Here is a 25,955-nt window from a genome sequence, read left to right on the forward strand (position 1 = left end):
ATTGTCAGTGGTGGGCGGCAAGATGCGTCTCATGACTACTCCTTCAGCAGTGATCGTGGATGCCGCCGCCTACGCGCAGGCGGTCGAGGAGGCCGTGGGCGCGGCCGCCGCCTATTACGCGGGCGGCACCTCGCCGCTGGACGACGACGCCTACGACCGGCTGGTGCGCGGGATCGCCGACTGGGAGGCCGGCCATCCCGGCGAGGTGCTGCCCGACTCACCGACCGGGAAGGTGGCCGGCGGCGCGGTCGAGGGGGATGTGCCGCACACGGTGCCGATGCTGAGCCTGGACAATGTGTTCTCTGCGGAGGAGTTCACCGCCTGGACCGCGTCCCTGGCCAGACGCGTCGGCCATGAGGTCACGCGCTTCAGCGTGGGCCCGAAGCTGGACGGCCTCGCGATAGCCGCCCGGTACCAGGAGGGCCGGCTCACCCGGCTGATCACCCGCGGGGACGGGACGGCCGGGGAGGACGTCTCGCACGCGATCGGCACCGTCGAGGGGCTGCCCGAGTGCCTCGCCGAGCCGGTCACCGTGGAGGTGCGCGGCGAAGTCCTCATGACCACCGCCCAGTTCGAGCACGCCAACGAGGTGCGTACGGGCCACGGCGGCCAGCCGTTCGCCAACCCGCGCAACGCGGCGGCGGGCACCCTGCGGGCGAAGGACCGGGTCTACACGGTCCCCATGACCTTCTTCGGCTACGGGCTGCTGCCGCTGCCCGACACCGATCCGGAGCTCGCCGAGCGGCTGACCGCGTCCGCGCACAGCGACCTGATGGCCCTGGCCGCCGGGCTGGGCGCGGGCACCAGCGCCGCGACCGCGGTCCCGGACATCGTTGCCGAGACCGTCGAGCAGGTCCTCGACCGGGTGCGGGAGATCGCCGCCGTACGCGCGGAGCTGCCGTTCGGCATCGACGGGATCGTCATCAAGGCGGACCTCGCCGCCGACCAGCAGACCGCCGGGAACGGCACGCGGGCGCCGCGCTGGGCGATCGCCTACAAGCTGCCCGCCGTGGAGAAGATCACCAGACTGACGGAGGTGGAGTGGAACGTGGGCCGCACCGGCATCATCGCCCCGCGCGCCGTCCTCGAACCGGTCGTCATCGACGGCTCCACCATCACCTACGCCACCCTGCACAACCCGGCCGACATCACCCGCCGCGACCTGCGCCTGGGCGACCACGTCATGGTGCACCGCGCGGGTGACGTCATCCCGCGCGTCGAGGCCCCGGTCGCCCATCTGCGCACGGGCGACGAACAGCCCATCGGGTTCCCGAAGCAGTGTCCGCGCTGCGGTTCGGACATCGACACCAGCGAGGAGCGCTGGCGGTGCGCGCAGGGCCGCAACTGCCACCTGGTCGCCTCCCTCGCCTACGCCGCGGGCCGCGACCAGCTCGACATCGAGGGGCTCGGCGCGACCCGGGTCGTGCAGCTCGTCGACGCGGGTCTGGTCGCCGACCTCGCCGACCTGTTCGCGCTGGACCGCGAGCAGTTGCTCGGTCTGGACCGGATGGGCGAGACCAGCACCGACAACCTGCTCACCGGGATCGCCAAGGCCAAGGAGCAGCCGCTGGCGCGGGTGCTGTGCGCGCTCGGGGTGCGTGGCACCGGCCGGTCCATGTCCCGGCGCATAGCCCGCCACTTCGCCACCATGGACCACATACGCGCGGCCGACACCGACGCGATGCAGCAGGTCGACGGCGTCGGCACGGAGAAGGCCCGCATGATCGTCGCGGAACTCACCGAACTCGCCCCGCTCATCGACAAGCTCACCGCCGCCGGGGTCAACATGACCGAGCCCGGCGCCACCCCGCCCCCGGCCCCCGCACCCGACGGCGAGGGCGATGGCACGGCGGTCCCGGCAGCGGTGGCGGTGGCGGAAGGTCCGTTGACGGGCATGAAGGTGGTGGTCACCGGCGCGATGACCGGCCCGCTGGAGAAGCTCAGCCGCAACGAGATGAACGAACTCGTCGAGCGGGCCGGCGGGCGCTCCTCCTCCAGCGTCTCCGCGCGAACCTCACTCGTCGTCGCCGGTGAGGGAGCCGGCGCCAAGCGCGCCAAGGCGGAGCAGCTCGGCGTCCGGCTCGCCACCCCCGACGAGTTCGCGGTCCTGGTCGCCGGCTTCCTCGTCTGAGGCCATGGAGCCGGTCGCCGACTTCCTCGTCCGAGGCCGTGAAGCCACGGGCCGGGTAACCGGGCGCGCCCGGTCAGTCGGTCGCGGTCAGGGCCTCCAGTGCACTGGCCTGGGTGCGCCAGTCCGTCTGGTTCGGGCTGGTGCCCGCCCACCGCTGTCCGAGCCGGTTGAGGGAGTCACGGTCGGTGTTCCAGAGGGAGTCGGCCTGTGTCGTCAGGTACGCGGCACAGGCAGCGGACCCGGTGGCGTCCGCGAGGTCGGCGAAGTGCCGTACGAAGATGCCCTTGAACTGTTTCTGGTTGTCGTCGCACGAGGCGGTGCCGGTGTCGCAGGACTCGGTGAGCACGCCGTTACGGGTGAGCTGCGCCGAGGACATCGCGGCGTCCGCCAGCCGCTTCGCGGTGTCCAGGTACCGCGCCTGGCCGGTGGAGCGCCACAGCTCGGTGAACGCGCCGATGGCCAGGCCCTGGTTGTAACTCCACACGGTCTGGCCGTTGTTGGCGCAGGCCCCGGTGAGTCCGTCGTTGACCAGGCCCGCGGAGTTGATCAGCCCGCTGGACAGGTACCAGTCCGCGGCCGTGGCCGCCCGGCCGCCCCACACGGTGTCGCCGGGCAGCCGCTGGTGCAGCGCGGTCGTCAGCCACAGGTACTGCCCGTTGGTGACGGCGTTCTTGTAGGTGCGTTCCCGGTTCCACCAGACGCCTCCGCCGCAGGTACCGGTGTCCCAGTACTGCTGGACGTAGGAGGTGATGGTGACCGCCTCGTCCAGATAGCGCTGCTCGTGCGTGTAGTCGTAGGCCGCGACCCAGGCCATCGCCCACCACGCCGCGTCGTCGATGGCCCGGCTGATGAAGTGGCCCTCCACCGCGTCGGAGCTGCGCCCGCCCGCCGGGAACACCCCGTTGTTCTGCTCGAAGGTGCGCGCGATCGCCCAGTCGTAGTCGTGCCGCCCGGTGCGCCCGGCGAAGTCGATCAGCGCCGTGAGCGCGACCGCCGAGTTCCACCAGCTACTGCGCCACCAGCCCTCCTGGGTCTGGTACGAGGCCATGAGCGCGTCCGCCGCGGCGCGTGCCCGGGTCGGGGCGGGCCTCGCCCACGCCGTGCAGCTGCCTTCCTGGTGCCCGGCCTCCCGGCCGCAGGCGCGGACCGCCCCGCCGTACAGCAGAGCGCGGGCGTCCCGTGTGGCGAACATGACCGTGCGGGTCGAGGCCGCTCCGGCGGGCACGCTTGTACGGCCGAGGGAGGAGCCCTCCGGCCAGGTCGCGCCGCCGTCCCAGGAGCGGTCGAGCCAGATCTCGTCGCCCTGGCCGCCGTTCTCGACGACGCCCCAGGCCGTGCCGTTCTTCTGGTCCATGTGAAGGCTGATGGTGCGCCCGTAGAGGGTGGTGGACGGCACCGGCCGCTCGTCGCCGGCCGCGGTGGCGGGGTCGGCGCCGTCGCACACCGAGCCGTCGCAGACCTTCGGGTAGACCCAGTCGGTGCAGGTGACCGCGTTCGCGTCCCCGCAGGCGCGGACCCAGCCGCGCCGGTGGCCGACGGGATCGCTGATGTTGTACATCAGCGTGCGCGTGCCGGTCCACGTACTGGGGACGGCGGCCTTGCCCAGCAGCGGTTCCCAGGTGGCGCCGCGGTCCCAGGACCGGTCGAGCCACACCGCGTCGCCGGTCGTACCGTTGTCGATGCTCGCCCAGGCCATGTTGTCCGGGTCGGAGACGTGCAGCCGCAGGATCCGGCCGTTGATGTTCCGGTCGGCGACGGGGAAGGTGTCGCGCTGCGCCTTGGAGGGGTCGAGGGTGTCGCAGGCCAGCGCGCACACGGGCGTCGCGGCGTGGGAGACGGCGGGCAGGGCGAGGAGTCCGGTGAGGGCGAGGGCCAGGGCGAGCAACGCCCCGAGAACGCGGTGAACGCGCGGCGCAGTCATGACATATGCATGACATTGCCACCTACTAAAAGTCCATACCTGTGACGAAGGTGGCTCGAAACGACCAGTGGGACGTCTTGGACCAACCGGCGACAGCCGTCCGCCCCCTGCACTCGTGACAGGGGGCGGACGGCTGCGACTACCGGTCCCGCGGGCTACGCCCAGCAGCCGTTCACCGTCGCGGCGAGCCCGTCGAGGGCGTCCTTGATCTTGCCCGCGTCGGCGGTGGAGTCGTTCTCGATGAAGGAGAACACCTTCCAGCGGCCGTCCTCGCCCTTGGTCAGACCGCTGAGGGCGATGGCCCCCGTCAGGGTGCCCGTCTTGGCCTTGACCTTGCCCACGGCGCACTCGGAGTTCTCGGTGTCGAAGCGGCCCCACTCCGGGCCGAGGGTGCTGCCCGCCTCGCCCGCGACCGGAAGGCCGTCCTCGATGGACTTCAGGATGTAGCGGTTCCCGGAGTCGGTGACGTTGTCGAGGATGTCGGCGACGGTCCGGGCCGGGATGCGGTTGTCGCGCGAGAGGCCGCTGCCGTCGTGGATGACGAAGTTCTTCATCGACACGCCGTACTGGTCGCTCAGCACGGTGCGTACGACGTCCACGCCGCCCTCGAAGGTGGCCGGCCGCTCGTAGGCGATCGCGGTCGTCCGCAGCAGCGCCTCGGCGATGGCGTTGTCGCTGGTCTTGAGCATCTTCTTGACGACCTCGGACAGCGCCGCGGACTTGTGCTCGGCGACCGGGACGTTGCCGTCGCCGGCCTGGCCGCGGGTGACGTCGCCGTCGACGGTGATGCCCTGCTCGCCGAGCGCCTTGGCGAAGACGCCACCGGCCTCGAGGGACGTGTCCGCGTTCAGGCTGCCGTCCAGGGACAGCGCCCGTACCGGCGCGATCTGGTCGTCGTAGTAGTCCTCCCGCCAGCCGGTGGCGAGCGAGGGCTCGACGAAGAGACTGTCGTCGACGCGGACCTTCACGGTGTCGAGGCCCGCGTTCTTCAGGCCCGCGACCGCGTCCTTGGCGAGCGCGGCCAGGTCGTCGGCGGTCAGGGTGCGGTCGCCGCCGCCGACGAGGGTGAGCGTGCCGTTGTCGTAGACCACCTTGGTGGAGAACCGGTGGTCGGGGCCGAGCACGGTGAGCGCGGCGGTGGCGGTGGCGAGCTTGGTGTTGGAGGCGGGCATCAGCGCGGTGTCCGCGTTGTGCCCCCAGATCACGCCGTCCGACTGGGCGTCGAGCACGACACCGCTGACGTTCGTGCCGAGGCTCTCGTCGTTGACGCGGGTTTCGAGATTGTCCGCGATCTTCTGCTCGGCCGGGTCCAGCCGGTCGGCCGCGAAGGCGGACGGCCCGGCGAGGAGCAGTCCTGCGACCGGAGTGGCAGCCGCCACGACGAGCGTACGGCGCATCGTCGGGCTCACGGACTTGGACTTGCGGTGGCGGCCCCCGGTCGCGTTCGCGCTGGGCAAGGAGGAACCCCATCTCTCTGTGTGACGGTAATCGTTGGAAACATCAAAAAGCTATAACCCCGTGAAGCGCCGTTTGCGGCTGTCTCGTGAAGACCCTTTGACCATTTGGCCAGTCCCACCGCCCGGTGCGCCTTTTGTCCGTGGTTACTGAGCGGTACCACCCGCAGGGGTGTCAGGACGGCGCCCGCTCGTCCAGGACGTCGGCGGCCCATGCGGTCGATTGCGGCAGGAAACGGTGCTCGGCCGCGTGTGCCGTCATCCGGGCGTCGCGGGCCCGCGCCTCGGGGCCGTCCGGCAGGTGGAAGTCGTCGCCCGCGCGCGCGGAAGCCGCCTGCATGCTCGTGGCCGCCGTGAGCCGCCGGCGTACGTACCGGCCGAGCGCGTCGGGTACCGCCGCGGGCGTCGCCGCCGCGACGACCTCCCCGAGCACCGCCGCGTCGAGGATCGCCTGCGCCGCGCCCTGGGCCTGGAACGGCACCATCGCGTGGGCGCTGTCGCCGAGCAGGGTCACGCGTCCGGTGTGCCAGCGGGTGAGCGGGGTCCGGGTGTGGAGCCCGTAGCGGAACATCCGTCCCGCGCGTTCCAGGACACTGCGGACCCGGGTGTCCCAGCCTGCGAACTCCCCCAGCTGCTCGCCCGGTTCCGCTCGCGCGGTCCACGACTCCCGCCCCGCCGCCGCCTCGAACACGGCCACGACGTTGAGCAGTTCCCGGCGGCGCACCCAGTAGTGGACGAAGTGCCGGCCAGGACCCAGCCAGACGCCGAAGTCCGGCAGGTCCAGGTCGGCGACCTCGCCGGCCGGGAGCAGCGCCCGGTAGGCGGCGAGTCCCGTGAAGACGGCCTCGTCCGCGCCGAAGAGCCACTGCCGGGCCGCGGACCTGATCCCGTCCGCGGCCACGACCAGGTCGGCGCGCAGCCGTTCACCGCTCGCCGTCGTCACGCGGGCGGACGCGTCGTCCTGGTCGATCCCCACGGCGACGGTGTCCAGGCGCACGGAGCCGGACGGCACCCCGGCGGTCAGGGCCCGGTGCAGATCCGCCCGGTGGACCTGGAGGTAGGGCGCCCCGAACTCCTCCTCGACGGCCCGCCCGAGCGCGTAACGGCAGATCTCGGCCCCGTCCGACCAGGTACGGAACTCGGCGTGGGAGGGGCGGGTGGCGTGCGCGGCGACCGCGTCGAGCAGGCCGAGGCGGCGCAGCACGCGGGTCGCGTTGGGCGCGAGCTGGATCCCGGCGCCGATCTCGGTGAAGCGGGGCGACTGCTCGACGAGCGTGACGTCGCAGCCGGCGCGGCGCAGGCTCAGCGCCGCGGCCAGTCCCCCGATGCCCGCTCCTATGACGATCGCTTCCATCAGACGCCCCCCACCGATGCCGCTCACCGATGCCCCTCACCGACGCGGCCGATCGGCGCGGGCGCCGGGCACCCGGTTCCGGACCCCGGGCATCGGGCCCAGCCCTCGGTCCCCAACCCTCGGTGCTCGGTTCCCGGCCCATGCCCGCGCAGTACTCGTCTCCCAGGCACTTCCCAGGCACTGCATACCGCCGACACCGGTGGGCGTCACTCCTGCCCGCGCCGCGAAGACGGGCGCGGAGAGCGGGCGGCGGCAGCGGAGGCCTCTCTTCCGCGCCGCCCCTCACCCGGTCACGCCGACACGCTCAGTGCCCTTCTTCCTCCGGCATCGGCCCGTACACCGGCTGCCACATGGCGTCCTGGACCGCCTGCACCGGGTCGTCCGGTACGTGCGCGGCGACGCCGTCCTCGGCCGCCGCGCGGACCACCGCGACCGCGACGGTCGCCGACGAGACGCGCAGGTTCTCCACCTGCGGCAGCAGCGGTGCGCCCGGCTCGCCGACCTGGACCTGGCCCGCGACGGCTTCGGCGGCGGCCCGCAGCATGCCCGGGGTCACCCGCTCCGCCCGGGACACCACGGCCCCGAGGCCCACACCGGGATAGACGAGCGCGTTGTTGGCCTGCCCGATGACATGGCGGACGCCGTCGTGCTCCACCGGGTCCACCGGGATGCCGATCGCGGTGAGCGCCTTGCCGCCGGTCCACTCCAGCAGGTCGGCGGGCATGGCCTCGGCCTTCTCGGTGGGGTTGGAGAGCGGCAGGATCACCGGACGGCCGACGTGCGCGGCCATCTCCTTCACCACCTCCTCGGTGAAGGCTCCGTGGACGGTGGAGGTGCCGATGAGCAGCGTCGGGCGCACCTCGCGGACGGTCGTCAGCAGGTCGGCCGGGCCGTCCGCCCAGTCCCGCACCTCGTCCGCGGACCTGGCGTAAGCGCTCTGGTAGTCGCGCAGGTCCGGCAGGCCGTCGTCGAGCAGCCCCTGCCTGTCGACGAGCCAGAACCGGCCGGTCGCCTCGGCCTCGTCCAGGCCGTCCCGCACCATGGCGTCCCGGAGCTGGTCGGCGATGCCGACACCGGCGGTGCCCGCGCCGAGGATCACGACGCGCTGGTCCCGCAGCGGCACCCCGCTCACCCGTACCGCCGACAGGACCGCGGCGAGGGTGATGGCTCCGGTGCCCTGCATGTCGTCGTTGAACATGCGGTACCGGTCGCCGTAGCGCTCCAGCAGGCGGCGCGCGTTGTCCGGGCCGAAGTCCTCGAAGTGCAGCAGGGCGTGCGGGTAGAGCGAGGCCGCGGTGTCGAGGAAGCCGGCCACGAAGCGGTCGTAGCGCTCGCCGCGGGTGCGGCTGTGCCGTACGCCCAGGTAGAGCGGGTCGTTGAGCAGGGCCTCGTTGTCCGTGCCGACGTCGAGGACGACGGGCAGGCAGCGCGCGGGGTCGAGGCCCGCGGCCGCGGTGTAGACGGCGAGTTTGCCGACCGCGATCAGGATGCCGTGCACACCCCAGTCGCCGATGCCGAGGATCTGCTCGGCGTCGGTGACCACGAGCAGGTCGACGTCGTCGGCGGACAGCCCGAGGCTCTCGAAGGAGCGCCGTACGTCGTCGGGGCGGTCGACGGACAGGAACACACCCCGGGGGCGCCGGTACTCGTGGCTGTAGTTCTTGATCGCCTCGCCCACGGTCGGGTCGTAGACGATGGGCAGCAGCTCCTTGAGGTGGTCCATCAGCAGCCGGTGGTAGAGCACTTCGTTGCGGTCGTGCAGTTGCTCCAGGCAGATGTTGGCCGCCAGGTCGGTGGGCTGACCGCGCACCTGCTCGTACGCCCGCCGGGCCTGCTGGTCCAGGGTGAGGACGCCGTCGGGCAGCCGTCCCACCAGGCCGAGGCGCTCCCGTTCCGCGGCGGTGAAGGCCGTCCCGTGGTTGGTCAGCGGATCGGCGAGCACCGGGGGCAGCGCGGGACCCTTCTCACCCTTGCCCGCGCCGTTCCTGTCCTTGTCCCCGCTGTTCCCGCCCTTGCCCGCGGTGTCAGCCAATGCGTTCTCCGATCAGGCGGGCCAGTTCCTCGGTCGCCGTGCGGCAGGCGGCGGAGCGGTGGCCGAACTGGGGGAAGCCATGGGTGAGATGGGGGTGGTGCACGTAGGTGAGGTCGTTGCCCGCGGCGGCGAGTGCGCGCGCGTAGGCGTGGCCGACGTCGCGCAGCGGGTCGAACCCGTTGGTGACCAGGATCGCCGGGGGCAGGTCCGCGTGGGAATCGGCGTTGAGCGGCGTGATGCGGGGCTGACGGACGTCGTCGGTGTTCCGCACGAGATTGCGGACCATCTGGAAGATCCCGTTGGATTCGAGATAGAGGCCCGAGCGGTTCTCGCTCGCGGCAGGGGTGTCGGCGGGGAAGGCCGCCTCCGGGAACAGCGGGACCTGGAGGGCGAGCCGCGGTCCGTCCTCGTCGCGGAGCTCCAGGGTGATGACGCAGGTCATGTTCCCGCCCGCCGAGTCACCGCCGAGACCGATCCTGGCCGGGTCGACGCCCTGCTCCTCGGAGTACCGGAACAGCCAGCGGACGACGTACTCGATCTCTTCGAGCTGGGTGGGGAACTTGAACTCGGGGGCGAGCCGGTAGTCCACCGCGTACGTCTTGATGCCGGCCGTCTCCGCGATGATCCGCAGGGGCAGCTCGAACTCGTCCAGGGTGCCGACGGTGAAGCCGCCCCCGTGGAGGTAGACCAGGGCGCCGCACGGGGTCCGGGACAGGGTGCGGGGCGTGTGGACCCGTACCGGCAGCGAGCCGTGCGGGCCGTCGAGCACCAGGTGCTCCACCGCGCCGATCGGGGGCAGCGGGGCCTCGCCGAGGACGTGGTGCGCGCGGCGGGCCTCGGCGACGCTCTCGTCGGCGCCCAGGACGGGAGCGTGCGGCAGCCACGCCGCCAGCTCGGGGTCCAGCGTCCCCCGCCCCACCCGCTCCGGGACACTCCTGCGGTCGTAGACCGGCATGCGCACGCTCCTCGGGCCGTCCCGCCTCTGTCTTTCTGTCTTCTCCTGTCCCTATCCGCCCGCGCCCGGGTCCGAAAAGGAGGGGGAGGCAAAGCAACCCCACCGGCGTACGGCCGCCCCCGGCCCGCCCCGGTCGGTCCCGGTCAGCCCAGGGACAGGTTCACCTCGCGGGTGGGGACGGCGTCCAGCGCGGCGAGCGTCGCGGCGTCGAGGACGATCGCGCCCGTGGCGATGTTCGCCTCCAGGTGGCCGGCGTCCGCGGTACCGGGGATGAGGAGGGTGTTCGGCGCGTGGTGGAGCAGCCATGCGAGGCCGATCTGCGCGGGCGTGCGGCCCAGGAACCCGGCGGCGGCCAGGACGGCCGGTTCGTCGGTGACCTTCGGCAGCCCGGGGAAGGCACCGCCCAGCGGGAAGTACGGCACCCAGGCGATGCCCTCGGCACGGCAGAGGTCGAGCAGGTCCTCGTCGTCGCGGGCGACGAGGCTGTAGGCGTTCTGCACGCAGGCGATGCCCGCCGGGAGCGCCCGGCGCAGTACGTCCAGGGAGACGCTGCTGAGCCCGATCGCGCCGATCTTGCCCTCGTCGCGCAGGGCGGTCAGCACCGCGAGCTGGTCGTCGGGGTCGACCACCTGATCGCCCTCGGCGCGCAGACCGGGGCCGGTGTCCGTACGGCGCAGGTTGACCAGCGGGATCCGGTCGAGGCCGAGGCCGGTGAGGTTGGCCTCGACGCTCGCCCGCAGTTCCTCGGGCCGCTGCGCGAGGCGGAGCGGGACACGGCCGCCGGGGTCGGGAGCCGCGCCGACCTTGCTGACCACCTGGACGCCGTCCTCGGGGCGGATCGCCTCCCGGATCAGCCCGTTGACGAAGCCGTCGCCGTAGAACTGGGCGGTGTCGATGTGGTCGACGCCGAGCTCGACCGCCCGGCGCAGGAGCGCGAGCGCGGCGCCCCGGTCGCCGCGCAGGCGTTCGAGCTGCATCGCCCCATAGCCGACGCGGGAGACGGTACGGCCGGCCAGCGGGTAGACGCCTCCGGGACGCGGCGCGCCGGAGGCGGAGAGGCCGGAAGCGGGAGCGCCGGAGGAGGCGGAATTCGAGGAGGAATGGGAGGAGGAGCTGCTTGAGGGCATGGGAAGTCCGTCCTCGTGAGACGATGAGGGAAACGGAGGAACCTCCGTTACGTCGACTGTAGCACTACCGGAGGTGCCTCCGTTTTGACTCCGCCCGCATCGACACCCGACGCCGCCCCCGCCGGACGGCCGGCCCGCGCCGACGCGCGCCGCAACCGCGAGAAGCTCGTCACGGCCGCCCGCGCCGCCTTCTCGGCCGCCGACGACACCGTGCCGCTGGAAGCCGTCGCCCGCGAGGCCGGCGTCGGCATCGGCACCCTCTACCGGCACTTCCCGACCCGCGAGGCGCTCGTCGAGGCCGTCTACGGCGCCGAACTCGACGACGTCACCGGCAGCGCCGCCGCCCTGCTCGCCGAGGCGCCGCCCCAGGTCGCGCTGCGCGCCTGGATGGACCGCTACGCGGCGTTCGTCGCGACGAAGCGCGGGATGATCGACACCCTGCGCGCCGGCTGGGCGTCGGGGACCATGGCGACGCCGACCACCCGGGAGCGCATCACCGCCGCGATCGCCACGCTGCTCGCCGAGGGGGCCCGTACGGGCACGCTCCGCGCGGACGTCACCCCCGAGGAGGTCACCGCCCTGCTGCTGGGCGTCTTCCTGTCCACGGCGGCCAGCGGCACCCCGGAGCAGACCGGCCGCCTGCTGGACCTCGTCGTCGACGCACTGCGCCCGTAGGACCCGCCCGAGCGAGCCCTGCGGGCGGAGGGCGGGCTACGCCCGATGGATGCGGTCCACCAGGATGTCGATGACCAGCGGCGTGCGCGGGCCGAAGCCGAGCAGGACGCCGTCCTCCATGTCGACGACCCTGCGGTTCATCCCGGCGGGGGTCTGCGCGATGCCCGGGATCCGGACCAGCCCGTCGAGGCCGCCGACCGACTCAAGACCCTTGGTCATCATCAGGATGACGTCGGGCTGCGCCTGCGCCAGCGCCTCGGTGGTGATCGGCGTGAAGGGCTTGTCCAGGCCCGCGGCCGTGCCCGCGTCCACCGCTCCGGCCGCCGCCAGCAGCGAGTCGGCGCCCGAGCCCTTGCCGCCGATCAGATAGACGGCCGCGCTGCCGCGCATGTACAGGAACGCCACCTTGGGCTTGCTGCCCTTGGGTACGCCCGCGCGGGCGGCGGCCAGTTCGCCGTCCATGCGCCGGTTCAGCTTCTTCCCGGCCTCCGGCACCCCGAGCGCCTCGGCGATGCGGGTCGTCCGGGTGGTGACGTCGGACAGTTGCGTCGCCGGGTCGAGTACGACGACGGGGATCCCGGCGTCCCGGATCTGCTGCACGGCCTCCTTGGGCCCGGTGTCGGTGTCGGCGAGCACCACGGTCGGCCGCAGCGACAGCACGCTCTCCGCGCTCACGTCGTGCGCCTTGGTGACCTGGGGGAGCTTCTTCGCCTCCTTGAACGTGGCCGTGATGTCCCGGCCGACGACCCGGTCACCCAGACCGAGCGTGAACACGATCTCCGCCACTCCCCCGTTGAGCGGCAGGATGCGCGAGGCATCCTTCACGGTGACCCGGCGCCCGTCGGAGGAGTCGACGGTGACCGGCAACTCCGGTGCGGGCGCCTTGCCTTCGAGCGGTACGACGGAGTTCTTCGCGAGCTGCTTCTCCGCCGCGGCGGCGCGTGCGCTCGCGGAGACGGGGGTCGGATCCGAGGCCGCGCCGCCTCCCGCGCCGCCGCTCCCGCAGGCCCCTGTCAGCAGGGCGAGGGCGAGTCCGAGAGCGGCGAGACGTCCCCCGGACCGGCGCCCACCGGGCCCGCGAGCCGCCACCGGGCGCCCCCAGGACAGATCCCCCGAGGCCGAGGCCGCCCGCCCGCCGGCGAAAAGCCTGCCGTACCCCCGGCTCCCGGACCCGCCCCTCCCCGACCCGCCTCTTCCGGATGCGCGCATCGCCTTTTCCTTCCGCTCACCTGGCACACAGTTGACGACTAGTTTAGGTTAGGCTTTCCTAAGTTTCGCGTGGTGGGGGTGTTTCCATGACCTCGGCAAGTGGCCTGCGCGGCCGCCGAGTTTGCTGTGTCCTCGCGGTCGCCGGTGCGTCCGTCCTGCTGCTCCCTGCCGCCTCACCGGCGGTCGCGGCGGGCGGTTCGGCGACGGGCCCCGAGGGCCAGAAACTCACCGTGTCCAAGTCCACGGGCCTGGCCGCGGCGGGTGAGACGGTCACCGTGACCGGCTCCGGTTACAACACCGAGAAAGGCATCTACGTCGCCTTCTGCGTCGACAACGGCGCGGGAAAGACGCCCACGCCCTGTGTCGGCGGGGTCGACATGACCGGCGAGTCCGGCGCGTCCGCGTGGATCTCGTCCGACCCGCCCTCGTACGGCGAGGGGCTGGCGAAGCCGTACGGCGGCAGCGGGCACAAGGGCACCTTCAGCGTCAAGCTCAAGGTGCGCGCCAAGGACGCCAACACCGACTGCACCGCCTCAGGTGTGACCTGCGCGGTCATCACGCGCAACGACCACACCCGGGGCGGCGACCAGAGTCAGACGGTCCGCATTCCCGTGACGTTCGGCAAGGCAGGGGCGAGCGGTTCCGACGCGTCGGCGACGCCGGACGCCACAGCCGGTGCGGGCTCGACCGGAGACGGTTCCGCCAAGTCGTCCAAGGCCTCCGACCCGGCGGCGGACGGCTCCATGGCGAGCACCGGGTCGGATCTCGCGCTGCCCGTCGGACTCACCGCCGCCGGACTGGTCGCCGCCGGCACCGGCACCTGGTTCTGGGCGCGCCGACGCCGTTCGGGCGCCTCGCACCCGAGCTGAAGCGACGACGCACACACGAGACGACTCACACACGAACTGACGCGACGACTGGCGAACGAGCTGACGCGGCGCCTCGCACACGCGCTGACGCAACGTCTCGCACATGAGCTGACGCGACCTCTCGTCGCTCAGCGAGCCAAGGGAGAACCGAAGATGGGGAAGAGACCTGGCGCCGTCGTCCTGGCGGCCGGCGCCCTGTTCGCGCTGTGCTGTCCTGGTGTGGCGGCCGCGCAGGACCGGCCCGAGGGGGAAAGCCTGTCCGGCGGCGGCGCGTCCGGGAGTTGGGTCGGCTGGGCCGCGGACGACGGTGAGCCGGCCGCCCGCGGTCTGTCGCTCGGCGTGACCGCGCCCGCCCTCGAACCATCCGCCGACCGGGCCCGTTTCCCGGCCGTGCGTACGGCCGCCGAACCGGGGCGGGGCACGGCCGACATCGAACTGGGCGGAGCCGCGCGCTTCGACACCCCGGCGGCGCAGCCCCTCGTCCTGGCCGGACTGCGGCTGCGGCTGAGCGGCGAGAAGGGCACGCTGTCCGCCCGTACGGCCCTCGGCGGGAAGGCGCGCGAGCTGACCCTCGCCGAGGTGTCGGCCTCCGGCGCGGACTCCGCCGTTCGGGCGGGTGACTGGACCCTGACCGGTCTGGACGCCTCGCTCACCGCGGACGGCGCGGCGCTGCTGTCGTCCTGGAGCGGCACCGGCTTCGCGGCGGGTGACGAACTGGGCGTGTTCGACGTGACGGTGCGTGCCGACGACACCGGCGACGCCGACGGCACCGACGGTTCGAGCCCGGCGGGGACCGGGACCTCACAGACGTCCCCGAACGCGGGCGCAGACACCGACACGGACACGGACGCCGGGATGTCGCAGGCTGTCCGGCAGGGCGGTCCGGCCGCCGCCGTGACCGAAGACATCCTCACCGCGGGCGCCGGACAGACCGTCACCGGCACGGGGTTCGCGCCGGGCTCGGTCGTGCTGGTCGCGATCGACGGTGACACCCGGTACCAGGCCGTGGCCGGCGCCGACGGGAGGATTCAACGGAGCTTCCCGGTGTACGCCACCGCCCTCGCGGGCGAGCACACCGTGGCACTGACCGCCGTGAGCGGCCAACAGGCCGTCGCCGACACGGCGTACGAGGTCCGGACCCCGGACTGATCGCGCAACCGCACATCACCGCGATCACCACAGAACCGCGGAGCCGACAGCACCGCGGAATTCGGTAAGCCCCATCCCATGCCCCATCCCATGCCCCATCCCATGCACCATCCCGTGCACCAGAGAGAAGAGGTCCCCCCGTCATGAGATCCACCGTCGCCCGCGCCGGTCTCGCCGTCGCCGCCTCCGCCGCGCTCACCCTGGGCCTGGCCGGATCCGCCTCCGCCGCCACCTCGACCCGTACGGTCACCGACGGCGGCACCACCTACAACCTGTCGGTGACCGCGCCGGACACCGCGGCCGCCGCCGGACAGGTCATCACCGTCTCCGGTTCCGGTTTCAACACCTCCCAGGGCATCTACGTCGGCCTGTGTGCGGTCGAGGGCAACCAGGGCGACAGCAAGCCCACCCCGTGCCTCGGCGGCCAGGACGAGTCCGGCTCGACCGGCGCCTCGCACTGGGTGAACAACACCTTCGGCGGCATGTTCGCCAACAGCTCCAAGTACGGCACCGGCGGCAGCTTCAACGTGCAGATCTTCGTCAAGGCCACCCTCGACGACGGCCGCGTCTGCGGTGAGGACGTCGACTGCGCCGTGGTGACCCGCGCCGACCACCTCGACAGCGGCGACCGCAACTACGACGTCCACGTCCCGATCGCCTTCCAGTAACCGTTCCACCGGCCGGGCCCGGCACCGGGCCCGGCCGTCCGGCGTCCCCCGGGTGCGGGGCGCACCCACGAGTGAGGAACCTCCCATGATCTCCACGCGCTCCAGGAGAGCCGGGGCCGCCGAGGGCCGGCCCGCGCCGGACGGCCCCGCGAGACCCCGGCACAGACGCGCCGCGGCGCTGCTCGGTGCCACCGTTCTGGTGGCCGCCGCGGCGACCGCCGTCACCACCGGCACGGCCGCGCAGGCCTCCGACACCCCGCGGACCGGGCTCGGCACGAACGGCCAGGAACTCACCGTCTCCGCCACCGCGAACATCGACCCGGACGGCGAGACGCTGCACGTCAGCGGCTCCGGCTACGACACCTCCAAGGCCATCTACGTCGCCCTGTGCAAGGACAACGGCGACGGGCGTGTCCCCACCCCCTGCATCGGCGGCGCCGACCAGACCGGGACCGGCGGCTCCTCCGCGTGGATCGTCCCCAAGGGCGATGTCTACGAGGGCGGCCTCGCCATCAGCTGGGGCGACGGCGGCACCTTCGACGTCGAGATCGAGGCCAAGGCCCAGGACACCGGAATCGACTGCACCCAGGTCGCCTGCTCGGTCGTCACCCGCGTCGACCACCGCAACGCCGGCGACCGCTCCCAGGATGTCCGGGTGCCCGTCACCTTCGAGGGCCAGGACCCGGGCGGGGACGACGGCGGCGACGGCGTGGACGTACCGCCCGGCACCCTCAGCTATGTGAAGTCGGCCGAGTTCACGACGGCGGGCAAGGTGAAGGACCTGCTGCTGCACCCGGACTCCGGCAAGCTGTACGCGGGTGCGGACAACGTCGCCGACACCGGTGACGTCGACGAACGCGGCCTGTACGCCCTGGACCCGGCGGACGGCAAGGTCCTCAGCCACCTCACCCAGGCCCCCGGCGCCGGCGGCACCATGGCCGCCCGGGTCGTCGCCATGCTCGGCGCACCGCTCGCCGGGGACGGCGTGGTCTTCAATTACCCGCTGCGCGGCCTCGGCACCGCCAAGGACGGCGACGAGCAGGCGGCGGGCGTCTGGCTCACCGGCGCCACCGTCACCGGCATCGGCCCGGGTACGAAGGCCGACACGACGCTGGTCGCGCAGGGGGCCACGCTCTCCGAGCTGGACACCGCCACCGGCGCCGCCCGGCGCACCGTCACCCTCGACGGCGGTTCGGTGCTCGGCGTCGACACGGCCCGAGGCGCCGCCTGGTCCGCCGGGTCCGGCGGCGGGCAGCTGCGCCGCGTCGACACCTCCGGCACCGGCTCCTTCACGGTCACCGCCACGGCCGACCTCCCCTCCGGGATCGTCAACTTCGCCAAGGCCGACCCCGCCACGGGCAACGTCTGGGTGGGCAACGGCGAATCCGTGCTCGTCTACGACGAGAACGCCAAGCTCCTGACCACGATCGCGGGTCCCGACCGGGCCTCCGACGTCGCCTTCGACGCCACCACCAGCCACGCCTACGTGGTCTGGCAGGACAACGGCGGCGGCGCCGGCGGTGACAACGTCGGCCACCTCGGCGTGTACGACACCGCGACCTTCGCCGACGCCACGGAGCAGGTCGCGCTGCCGGGCAACAACTCCCAGCTCGGCAAGGCCACCCTCGCCGTCGCCAAGGGCGGCACCTCGGTCTACGTCGCCAGCCCCGCCGAGGCCATTGTCACCAAGCTCGACCTACGGATGTCCCCGAAGGTCACCCAGTCCCCCACGGACCGGACGGTCACCCCGGGTGACGAGGTCTCCCTCGTCGCCGCCGCCGAGGGCACCCCCGAGCCCACCGTGAGCTGGAGCGTCAGCCCCGACGGCGGCCAGACCTGGAGCGCGGTCGACGGCGCGGCGAAGAACACGTACGCCTTCACCGCGCGGGCGTCGCAGGACGGCTACCAGTACCGGGCCGAGTTCGCCAACGCGGCCGGGAAGACCCGTACTTCGCCGGTCACCCTGACGGTCAAGGCGGCCGACGACGGTGGCACCGGCGGGGACGACGGCGACGACGGCAGCCCGTCCGGTCCGTCCGGCACGAAGACCGTCACCGGGCCCGAGGGCCAGAAGCTCACCGTCACCCCGGTCAACGGCCTCGCCACCGAGGGCCAGACCCTGAAGATCACCGGCTCCGGCTACGACGAGGAGAAAGGCATCTACGTCGCCCTCTGCGTCGACAACGGCGACGGCGAACTGCCCACCCCGTGCATCGGCGGCGTCGACATGTCCGGCACCTCGCACAGCTCGGCGTGGATCTCCTCCAACCCGCCGGACTACGGCGAGGGCCTGGCGACCCCGTACGACGACGGCGGCTCCTTCTCGGTCGAGCTGACCGTGGACGCCAAGGACGAGTACACCGACTGCTTCAAGGCCACCTGCGTGCTCGCCACCCGCGCCGACCACACCCTGTCCGGCGACCGCTCCCAGGACGTGAAGGTCCCGGTCAGCTTCATCGGCCAGGACCCGGTCGGCACGGACGACGACGGCGACGGTACGGGCGGCGGCTCGGGCGGCACCGACGGCGGCTCGACCGGCGGCAGCGGCTCCGGGTCCGGGTCCGGTACGAGTGGTGGCTCGGGCACCTCCGCCCTGGGCGGCACCGGCGGCAGTCTCGCCTCCACCGGCGCCGCCATCGGCACGGCGGCCGGCGCGGCGGTCCTGCTCACCGCGGCGGGCTGGTACCTGCACCGCCGCACCCGGGCGGCACGGCAGGGCTAGGGCGGCACGGCAGAACCAGTACGCGCGGCCGTCTCTCAGGGGCGCCAGCGCCTGCGTGCCGTGCGGTCCTCGTACGGCTGCCGGTCGGGGTAGCTGATCAGCTCAAGGGTGCTGCCCCAGGGGGTGCGCGTGTAGACCATGCGGTTGCGTTCTCCCGCCTCGGGTCCCGGCAGGGGGCCCGGGGCGGACAGCGCGTGCCCGCCCGCCTCCTCGACCCGGGTGACGGCCGGGCCGAGGTCGTCGACGTAGACGGCGAGGTGCTGCCAGCCGAGGTCGCAGGCGACGGCGGGGCCCTCCTGCCGCGGACCGGCGTACTCGAAGAGTTCGAGTCCGGGGCCGTGCGGCAGGGCGAGCATGCGGACGGCCCGCTGCTCGGTGCCCGGCGGCACGCCGAGCCGCCGCTCCATGGGCGCCCCGCTGTCCGGTCCGTCGGCGCGGCGCAGCGTGTCGTACAGCACCTCCGCTCCGAGCGCGTGCACGAGGAAGGCGGTCGCCGTCTCGATGTCGGGGACGGTGACCCCGACGTGGTCGATGCCGCGGACGACGGGGCCGGGCTCCGCCTCCTCAGGCACCGGACGGGCGCAGCCGGCGCAGCGGCCGGTCGAGTTCGCGCCGGAAGAAGTCGATGAACCCGTCGGGGTCGGGCCCGGCGTTCTGGAGGACCAGCCGGTCGAACCCGGCGTCCACGTATTTCTGAACGGCCGCCACGTACTTCTCCGGGTCGGGGCCGCACGCGAACTTGCCGAGGATGTCCTCGGTGCGGACCGTGGTGGTGGCGGCCTCGAAGTTGACCGGGTTGGGGAGTTCGCTCATCACCTTCCAGCCCGTCAGCGCCCAGCGCGAGGTGCGCAGTGCCTCCTCGGCGGCGCTCCGTTCGTCCGGCGCCCAGGCCATGGGCACCTCGGCGTAACCGGGTCCCGAGCCGCCGGCGTCCCGGTAGTGCCGGGTGATCGACGCCTTGTCCTCGGTGGCGAACAGACCGTCGCCCAGCTCGGCGGCGATGCGCGCCGACGCGGGTCCGCTGGCGGCGACGGCGATCAGCGGAAGTTCGTCCGGCAGGTCGAAGACCCGGGCGTCCTCCAGCCGCAGGTGCCTGCCCTCGTACGAGCGGTAGCCGCCGCGCCACAGCAGCCGGATGATCTCCAGGGCCTCGCGCAGCAGCTCGTGCCGTTCGCGGACCGAGTCGGGGAAGCCGCGGCCGACGACGTGTTCGTTGAGCCGTTCGCCGGAGCCGACGCCCAGCACGAAGCGGCCGTCGGAGACGAGGGCGAGGGTGGCGGCGGCCTGCGCGATGATCGCCGGGTGGTAGCGGACGGTGGGGCAGGTCACGCCGGTCACCAGGCCGATGCGCTCGGTCCTGGCGGCCATGGCGCCCAGCACCGTCCAGGTGAAGGACGAGTGGCCCTGGACGTCCAGCCAGGGGTGGTAGTGGTCGCTGATCTCGACGAAGTCGAAGCCCGCCGCCTCCGCGCGGACCGCCTGCCGGATCAGCTCCTGCGGGCCGAAGGCCTCCGAGGCCAGTTTGTAACCGATGTCCATGCGGGCACCCTGACACCCGGCGCACCACAGCCGCGCGGACGCCGCCGCCATGACCGCCCACCTCCATCCGAACGGCGGGACGCGGGGTAACCGGGGGAAGGGGTCCGGGGGAGGCGGGATGCCGGTGGGCGGGTGCCGGACGCGGGATTTGGAAGGGGTCCGGGGTACGGGACGCCGATGGGCGGGTGCCGGACCCGGGATCTGGAAGGGGTCCGGGAGGCGGGATACCGGTGGGCGGGTGCCGGACCCGGGATCTGGAAGGGGTCCGGGAGGCGGGATACCGGTGGGCGGGTGCCGGACCCGGGATTTGGAAGGGGTCCGGGAGGCGGATACCGGTGGGCGGGTGCCGGACACGTGAACACGAAGGGCGGCAGGCGCCGGGCGGGGATGTCAGAGGCCGTTGGTAGAAAGGCAGCGCACAGGCCGGAGTTGGCGCGCGCGGTACCGCCTCTTCCCGGCCGCCGTTCGCGTTCGGAAGGTACTCCCCTCGTGCTCGACCACCTGTCGCACTTCCACGGTCTGCCCATCCACGATTTCGCCGATCCCGCCGACCCGGCGAGCGAGCAGGCAGGTCCGCTGCCCGCCGCGGACGAGGTCGCCTGGCGGCTGGCCCGGCACGAACTGTGGGAGCCCGAGGAAGAGTTCGAGGACGCCTGGGAGCGTTTCCTCGACACCGTCGACGTCTCGAAGGTGCGGGCCCTCGTCCTGGGCGCGGGCGCCTACGGCATAGAGGACGACGCCGCCTCCCCTGACGAGACCGCGCAACGGCTCGCCGCCGCGGCCGACCGGTTCACCGGACTGAGGGCCCTCTATCTCGCCGACCTCACCTACGAGGAGTCCGAGCTGTCGTGGATCCTCCAGTCCGATGTGAACCCGATCCTGTCCGCCTACCCACGGCTCGAGGAGCTGGGCGTGCGCGGTTCCGACGGACTGCGGTTCTCGCCGCTGCGCCACGAGCACCTGCGGGTGCTGCGGCTGGAGAACGGCGGTCTGCCCGCCGAGGTGGTGCACGGCCTCACCGCGAGCGACCTGCCCGCGCTTGACCATCTGGACCTGTGGCTCGGCGACGAGAGCTACGGCCGTACCACCACCGTCGGCGACCTGGCCCCGCTGCTGGCCGGCGGTGTCTTCCCCGCCCTGCGGCGGCTGGGCCTCCAGGACTGCGACATACAGGACGAGATCGCCGCGGCCGTCGCCCACGCTCCCGTCGTCTCCCGGCTCAGCTCGCTGCACCTGGGTCTGGGCACCCTGAGCGACGCGGGCGCCCAGGCCCTCCTGGACGGCCGGCCGCTCACCCATCTGGAAGTGCTCGACCTCGAGCACCACTTCCTGTCGGAGCCGATGATGCGGCGCCTCAGAGAGGACCTCGAACCGTCCGGCGTACGCGTCAACCTCGATGACCGGCAGGAGACCCGGGGGTCCGGCGGCCGACGGTACGTGGCAGCGGGCGAGTGAACGCGCCGGCCGCCGGCACCCGCTCCAGCACACCGCCCGCGAACACGTCGTACAGGGGCAGCGTCTCCAGGTGCACATAGCCGATGTGGCAGTCGCACACGGCGAGCGGGCAGGGCCGCGGACGCAACGCCGCCCGGTACGAACCGTCGTACAGGTTCCCCAGTTCGGCGCGGACGAAGTGGCAGCGGCGGACCGTGCCCTCGCCGTCGACGGAGATCACCGACTCGCCGGTGCGGCAGGGCAGGCCCGCGCTGGCGTGCGGATGGCGGCTGTACGGGAAGAGCGGGTCGAGGCCGGTCCACAGACCGGCCTCGGCGTCGTCGTACGTGTGCCCCTCGGCCGCGTTGACCCACAGGTACACCTGATCGGGTAGGTCCGCGCGCAACCGCCGGGCGGCTTCGAGGTGTTCGGGCAGCCCGACGACACCGACACTGAAGCGCACCCCGCGCCCGGCCAGCTCCCGGCACTTGTCCAGGAAACGGTCGTACGGCGTCTGCCCCGGGTGGTACGTGCACCACAGGGCGAGGGTGTCCGGGTCGGCGTCGGCCAGCCAGTCGGTGCGGCAGCTCAGGTTGGTCTGGATCGCCACCCGGCGGATGTGCGGCAGGTGCGACAGCTCGGCCAGGGTGCGCCGGTACCAGGAGCGCACCAGTCCCTCGCCCCAGGGCGTGAACAGCAGCGACAGCCGGTCCCGCGTCTGCTCCGCCGCCCATCCGGCGAACCGCTCCAGGGCGGCCCGGTCGGCGCGCAGTTGCTCCCCGCTGTCGCGCCGCTTGGCGAACGGGCAGTACGGACAGTCGTAGTCGCAGGACGCGAGCGGGCCGCGGTACAGGAGCGTCAGGTCCATGGGCGCGGGCTCACTTGCGCTCATAGGCGGCCATGGCGGCCCGCACGGCCGGGGAGAACAGCTCGGGGCCTATGGCATCGGAGTACGCCAGTCCTTCCGGCGACAGCCGCAGCGTGCGGGGCGGCGACAGCCGCAGCGTGCGGGGCTCCGCGTTCTCCGTGGTCTCGCTCTGCTGGACACTTTCGGTTTCCTCCGGGCTTTCGGCCAGCCAGCCGAGGGCGGCGAACCGGTCGAGTTCCGCGGCGAAGTGCTCCTCGGGGCGGGCGCCGAACCGCTTCTCGTAGTCGTCGCACCGGAGGCCGTCCGCCTGGAGCAGCGACTGGAGCAGATGCCTGCGGCGCGCCTCGCCGGTGTCGATACGGCGGCCGTACTCGGCGTGCGCGAAGTCCGCGGCCGGACGGGACACGTAGTCGTCGATGATGCCGCGTATCTCGTGCATGCCCACGGCGTAGTCGAACGAATAGTGCAGCCCCGAGGTGTAGGAACGGGCACCGCAGCCCAGGCCGATCATCCCGTCCGTCTGGCAGGCGTAGTCGTCCGCGCCCTGCGGCGGGGCGTCCGCGCGACGGAACATCCGCATGGACCGCTGCTCATAGCCGTGGTCGAGAAGGTGATCGCGCCCCAGCCGGTACAGCCGAAGCCGCTGCTCGTCCCAGTCCCGGTCGGCGGGGGCGGCGGGGGCGTTGCTGCGTCTGCCGAGGCCGGTCAGGGGGCGGACGTACAGCGGGTAGAGGTAGAGCTCCTCCGGCCGCCAGGCGAGCGCCGCGTCGAGCGAACGCAGCCAGCTCCGCTCGGTCTGGCCGTCGATACCGTAGATCAGGTCGATGTTCAGCACCGGAATGCGGGCGTCGCGGACACGGCCGAGCGCCGCCTCCACGTCGGCCCGGCGCTGCGGACGTACGGCCGCCCTGGCCTCGGTGTCGTCGAAGCTCTGCACGCCAAGGCTCAGCCGCGTGGCGCCTCGCGCGGCGAGGACTTCGAGCCGGTCGGCGGTGGCCGTGGCCGGTGACGCCTCCACCGACAGGGGGACGGCCCGCAGGTCGGCACCCATGCGTCGCTCGGCTATGTCACAGAGCCGGTCCAGTTCCCCCGCCGTCAGAAAGGTGGGCGTGCCGCCGCCGAACGCGGCGGTGGCGAAGCGGACAGGGCCGTCCTGCCCGAGCGCCTCGCGCACGGCGGTCGCCTGACGGTCCAGCGCGTCCAGGTACGCGCCGGTCAGACCGTCCGGGGCGCCGATGCGGGTGAACAGATTGCAGAACCCGCAGCGCGTTTCGCAGAACGGTATGTGCAGATAGAGCGAGAGGGCGTCCTTGGGCTCCGCCGCCCAGAGCGAGGCCAGCGCCGGCCGGCCGGTGAGCCGCCGGTAAGCGGTCTTGTGCGGGTAGGCGTAGACATAGTTCTGGTACGGGCGCGGGGACACGGCGCGAGGCGACGCGACGCGGGCCCGGCCGGGGCGGCGGACTGCGGCGGTGGTCATCCGGCGGCCTCCGTGGGGGTCGGCGCGGTCTCCGCCGGAGCTGCGGCTGCCGGAGCTGTGACTGCCGGAGCTGTGGCTGCCGGAGCTGTGACTGCCGGAGCTGTGACTGCCGGTTCGGGGCGCGGTGGTAGTGGGGGTGAGGGTGGCGGTGGGGTGTCGAGGGTGAAGTGGGCGTAGGGCACGGTCCATACGGACTCGTGGCCGATGCGGTGCCCGGTGTAGCCGTCGTCGCCGTACGCCGTGCCGTGGTCGGAGCAGACGATCGCGAAGCAGCGGCGGCGGCTGCTCATCGCCGCGAACAGCCGGCCGATGTGCCGGTCGACGTACTCCAGGGCGGCGGCGTGCGTGGCGCGGGTGTCGCCCGCCTCGCGGGTGGCACCGGGCAGGTGGAACCAGTTCGGCTGGTGCAGGGCCGACACATTGACGAAGAGGAACAGCCGCTGCTCGTGCGGCAGCCGGCCCACCAGTCGCTCCGCGCATTCCACCTGCGCCTCGAACGACGTGGGTGACGCGACCCCGAACTCCGGCTGCCAGTGGGACTCCTGAAAGAGGTCTGGCAGCACCGAGCCCAGCGGGCCCTGTTTGTTGAAGAAGCCCACGCCCCCGATGCAGACGGTGCGGTACCCGGCCCGCGCGAGGCCGCCGACGAGGTCCGGGGTGTCGTAGACCCAGGTGCGGTCCGCGGTGGTCTCGCTGCCCGCGAAGCTCGCCGCGAACAGCCGCGGGTGCGGGCCCGGCGCGGCCGGCGTAGGCAGGAAGCCCGCGAAGATCGCCTGGTGGGAGGCGTAGGTGAAGCTGCCGGGGGCGTGCCGCCGCTCCCAGCGGCCACCGGGTAGATGGCGTGCGAGGTTGGGGATCCGGCCGGCTGCGGCCAGCTCGGCGGCGATGTCGTGGCGCAGGGTGTCGAGGGTGACGAGCAGCAGGTCGTGACTGCCGACGACGCTGTTCATGTCGGGGGCGACCGGGGCCGTCGGAGGCGTCGAGTGCGTCAGAGGTGTTGGGTCCGTCGGGTCCGTCACGTGGGTCGGGTAGTCAGTTGATGGCATGGGCGTTCCGGGTGGCGTGGTTGTTCGTCGTTGCGTCGCGGGCGGTGGCGGAGGCGGTAGCGGGAGTGGGAACGGGAGCGGAGGTAGCCGGTGGTGCCGGGTGTGGGTGTGGGTGTGGGGGTCGCGGCCGAAGCTGTGGCCGTAGCCGTAGCCGTACGGCGGCGACCTGTGCCGCGTAGGTGTCCAGGCCCTCGGCCGGGCCGCCCAGCAGTCCGGTGAGGCGCGGCAGCAGGTCGCCAAAGGCGTTCACCTCGCCGACGGCGAAGCGGCGCCAGCCGGTGACCGGCAGCAGGTCGACACCGACGGCCAGGGTGCGCGGGAAGCAGGCGGCGGCCCGCTCACAGACACCGAGTACGTCGGCCCAGCGGGCGCCCGCCGCTTCGACGGAGCGCCGGACCGCGTCGAGGTCACCGCGGTCGCCGCCGAGGTGGAGGTTGGTGAGCGGCCCTCTGCTGGTGCGTACGACGGCGTGGGTGGCCCGCCCGGCGACCACCAGGACCCGCAGGTCGGCGGCGCGCTGCCGCTGGGTCGCCTTCGGCAGCCACCGCTCGACGTGCAGTCCGTCGGGGGCCAGGGTGTCGACGACGGCGGCGATGTCCCGCTCCCGCTCGTACCGCCGGATCTCCAGTGAGTTGAACAGCCGCCCGTCATCGTCGAGTTCGACCGATGTGGTGGCTCTGACGCGGCCCGCTCCGGCCGACTCCACGGCCAGTACTCCGGAGGCCGAGGAGCCGTGCGCGAGCTTGACGAAGAGCCGTGGCATCCGGTGCTCGCGCATCAGCCGCCGTACGTCGTCCCAGCCGCGCACCTGCGCGCCCGCGGCGCCCGAGGTCGGGGAGAACGGCACCGGGACACCCGCCGCGGCCAGGACCGCGTGGCAGCGCCGCTTGTCGAAGAGCACCGCCAGGTCGTCGGGGTCGGCCAGGCGGACGCCGCCCCGCAGCCCCCGCAGTGCGGCCACGAACCCCGCGTACCAGCGGGCCGACCCCTCGACGCGGGTCGGGTCGTCGGTGCCGCGCAGGATGCGGTCCACGTCGGCGTTCTCACCGGGTGAGTCGATACGGACGATCTCCCCCGGTGCGAATGCGGCGCCGCCCTCGCGCAGCACCGTCAGCCACGGCACGACGCGGGGCGCGGACAGGCCCGCCGCGGAGACCGCCGCGGCGAACAGCGAGACGCGACGGTTCTCGGGGTTGCCCACCACGGCGAACCTGGTCGCTGCGTCAGTCATGTCAGTCACGTAAGTCACCTCATCCCTTCCCGCCGTGGTGTGTCGACCTGCCAACAGTTCTACCAACGATCACTGACAACGGGCCGGGCCTGTG

19 protein-coding genes and 1 pseudogene are annotated in these 25,955 nt (G+C 72.8%); 7 read left to right on the forward strand and 13 right to left on the reverse strand.

The features are described 5' to 3' along the window. Nucleotides 1-31 precede the first annotated feature (31 nt). Entirely contained in the window at nt 32-2,131 is a 2,100-nt protein-coding gene (gene ligA / locus ACFV6E_RS01830; protein ID WP_385458815.1) for an NAD-dependent DNA ligase LigA, read from the forward strand. Between the two features lie 73 nt (nt 2,132-2,204). Here ligA and ACFV6E_RS01835 read toward each other — a convergent pair whose 3' ends face one another. The 6 genes from ACFV6E_RS01835 to ACFV6E_RS01860 all read right to left on the reverse strand — a co-directional run bounded on the left by ACFV6E_RS01835 (nt 2,205) and on the right by ACFV6E_RS01860 (nt 10,974). Then, a complete protein-coding gene (locus ACFV6E_RS01835; protein WP_385458817.1) occupies nt 2,205-4,052 on the reverse strand; it encodes a glycoside hydrolase family 76 protein in 1,848 nt (615 codons plus the stop codon). Between the two features lie 155 nt (nt 4,053-4,207). Next, nucleotides 4,208-5,449 (reverse strand): D-alanyl-D-alanine carboxypeptidase/D-alanyl-D-alanine-endopeptidase, encoded by a 1,242-nt coding sequence (gene dacB / locus ACFV6E_RS01840; RefSeq protein WP_385164997.1) that lies wholly within the window; start codon nt 5,447-5,449, stop codon nt 4,208-4,210. A gap of 232 nt (nt 5,450-5,681) precedes the next feature. Continuing rightward, nucleotides 5,682-6,860 (reverse strand): FAD-dependent monooxygenase, encoded by a 1,179-nt coding sequence (locus ACFV6E_RS01845; protein ID WP_385458819.1) that lies wholly within the window; start codon nt 6,858-6,860, stop codon nt 5,682-5,684. A 304-nt stretch (nt 6,861-7,164) separates the two neighbouring features. After that, nucleotides 7,165-8,802: an NAD-dependent malic enzyme gene (locus tag ACFV6E_RS01850; RefSeq protein ID WP_385458938.1), complete on the reverse strand. Its 1,638-nt coding sequence runs from the start codon at nt 8,800-8,802 to the stop codon at nt 7,165-7,167. 82 nt (nt 8,803-8,884) lie between these two features. Next, nucleotides 8,885-9,847, reverse strand: coding sequence for an alpha/beta hydrolase (locus ACFV6E_RS01855; protein ID WP_385164933.1), 963 nt, complete (start codon nt 9,845-9,847; stop codon nt 8,885-8,887). 143 nt (nt 9,848-9,990) lie between these two features. Next, complete coding sequence (locus tag ACFV6E_RS01860; RefSeq protein WP_385458821.1) at nt 9,991-10,974, reverse strand: aldo/keto reductase; 984 nt, start codon at nt 10,972-10,974, stop codon at nt 9,991-9,993. 84 nt (nt 10,975-11,058) lie between these two features. Between ACFV6E_RS01860 and ACFV6E_RS01865 the strand changes: the two genes are divergently transcribed. Next, a complete protein-coding gene (locus ACFV6E_RS01865) occupies nt 11,059-11,649 on the forward strand; it encodes a TetR/AcrR family transcriptional regulator (RefSeq protein ID WP_385164938.1) in 591 nt (196 codons plus the stop codon). A gap of 36 nt (nt 11,650-11,685) precedes the next feature. Here ACFV6E_RS01865 and ACFV6E_RS01870 read toward each other — a convergent pair whose 3' ends face one another. Further along, nucleotides 11,686-12,738, reverse strand: a complete 1,053-nt coding sequence (locus ACFV6E_RS01870) for a hemin ABC transporter substrate-binding protein (protein ID WP_385164941.1) — start codon at nt 12,736-12,738, stop codon at nt 11,686-11,688. A 206-nt stretch (nt 12,739-12,944) separates the two neighbouring features. Here ACFV6E_RS01870 and ACFV6E_RS01875 point away from each other — a divergent pair, with 206 nt between their 5' ends. The 4 genes from ACFV6E_RS01875 to ACFV6E_RS01890 all read left to right on the forward strand — a co-directional run bounded on the left by ACFV6E_RS01875 (nt 12,945) and on the right by ACFV6E_RS01890 (nt 18,266). Beyond that, entirely contained in the window at nt 12,945-13,727 is a 783-nt protein-coding gene (locus ACFV6E_RS01875) for a hypothetical protein (RefSeq protein ID WP_385164943.1), read from the forward strand. A 153-nt stretch (nt 13,728-13,880) separates the two neighbouring features. After that, nucleotides 13,881-14,876, forward strand: a complete 996-nt coding sequence (locus ACFV6E_RS01880; protein ID WP_385458823.1) for an HtaA domain-containing protein — start codon at nt 13,881-13,883, stop codon at nt 14,874-14,876. A gap of 143 nt (nt 14,877-15,019) precedes the next feature. Then, nucleotides 15,020-15,544 carry a hypothetical protein gene (locus tag ACFV6E_RS01885; protein WP_385164948.1) on the forward strand — a complete coding sequence of 175 codons (525 nt, stop codon included), beginning with the start codon at nt 15,020-15,022 and terminating at the stop codon, nt 15,542-15,544. 85 nt (nt 15,545-15,629) lie between these two features. Beyond that, nucleotides 15,630-18,266: an immunoglobulin I-set domain protein gene (locus ACFV6E_RS01890; protein WP_385458825.1), complete on the forward strand. Its 2,637-nt coding sequence runs from the start codon at nt 15,630-15,632 to the stop codon at nt 18,264-18,266. A gap of 35 nt (nt 18,267-18,301) precedes the next feature. Here ACFV6E_RS01890 and ACFV6E_RS01895 read toward each other — a convergent pair whose 3' ends face one another. Beyond that, nucleotides 18,302-18,838: a VOC family protein gene (locus tag ACFV6E_RS01895; RefSeq protein ID WP_385164954.1), complete on the reverse strand. Its 537-nt coding sequence runs from the start codon at nt 18,836-18,838 to the stop codon at nt 18,302-18,304. After that, nucleotides 18,831-19,805, reverse strand: coding sequence for a TIGR03557 family F420-dependent LLM class oxidoreductase (locus ACFV6E_RS01900; RefSeq protein ID WP_385164957.1), 975 nt, complete (start codon nt 19,803-19,805; stop codon nt 18,831-18,833). The genes ACFV6E_RS01895 and ACFV6E_RS01900 overlap by 8 nt, the downstream gene beginning before the upstream one ends. A gap of 489 nt (nt 19,806-20,294) precedes the next feature. On the opposite strand from ACFV6E_RS01900, the gene ACFV6E_RS01905 reads away from it, so the two are divergent. Then, nucleotides 20,295-21,260 carry an STM4015 family protein gene (locus ACFV6E_RS01905; protein WP_385458827.1) on the forward strand — a complete coding sequence of 322 codons (966 nt, stop codon included), beginning with the start codon at nt 20,295-20,297 and terminating at the stop codon, nt 21,258-21,260. On the opposite strand, the gene ACFV6E_RS01910 is transcribed toward ACFV6E_RS01905, so the two are convergent. From ACFV6E_RS01910 to ACFV6E_RS01925, 4 genes and pseudogenes are all read right to left on the reverse strand, one after another. Beyond that, complete coding sequence (locus ACFV6E_RS01910; RefSeq protein WP_385164962.1) at nt 21,193-22,107, reverse strand: STM4011 family radical SAM protein; 915 nt, start codon at nt 22,105-22,107, stop codon at nt 21,193-21,195. The genes ACFV6E_RS01905 and ACFV6E_RS01910 overlap by 68 nt on opposite strands. 10 nt (nt 22,108-22,117) lie before the next feature. After that, nucleotides 22,118-23,584, reverse strand: coding sequence for an STM4012 family radical SAM protein (locus tag ACFV6E_RS01915; RefSeq protein WP_385458829.1), 1,467 nt, complete (start codon nt 23,582-23,584; stop codon nt 22,118-22,120). Nucleotides 23,585-23,730: 146 nt separating this feature from the next. Then, a pseudogene (locus ACFV6E_RS01920) lies at nt 23,731-24,534 on the reverse strand (STM4013/SEN3800 family hydrolase); the annotation flags it as partial. Between the two features lie 82 nt (nt 24,535-24,616). Continuing rightward, a complete protein-coding gene (locus tag ACFV6E_RS01925; protein WP_385458831.1) occupies nt 24,617-25,861 on the reverse strand; it encodes an STM4014 family protein in 1,245 nt (414 codons plus the stop codon). Between the last annotated feature and the right edge of the window lie 94 nt (nt 25,862-25,955).

The organism is Streptomyces sp. NPDC059785, assembly GCF_042732375.1.
In the GTDB taxonomy this organism is placed as follows: Bacteria; Actinomycetota; Actinomycetes; order Streptomycetales; family Streptomycetaceae; genus Streptomyces.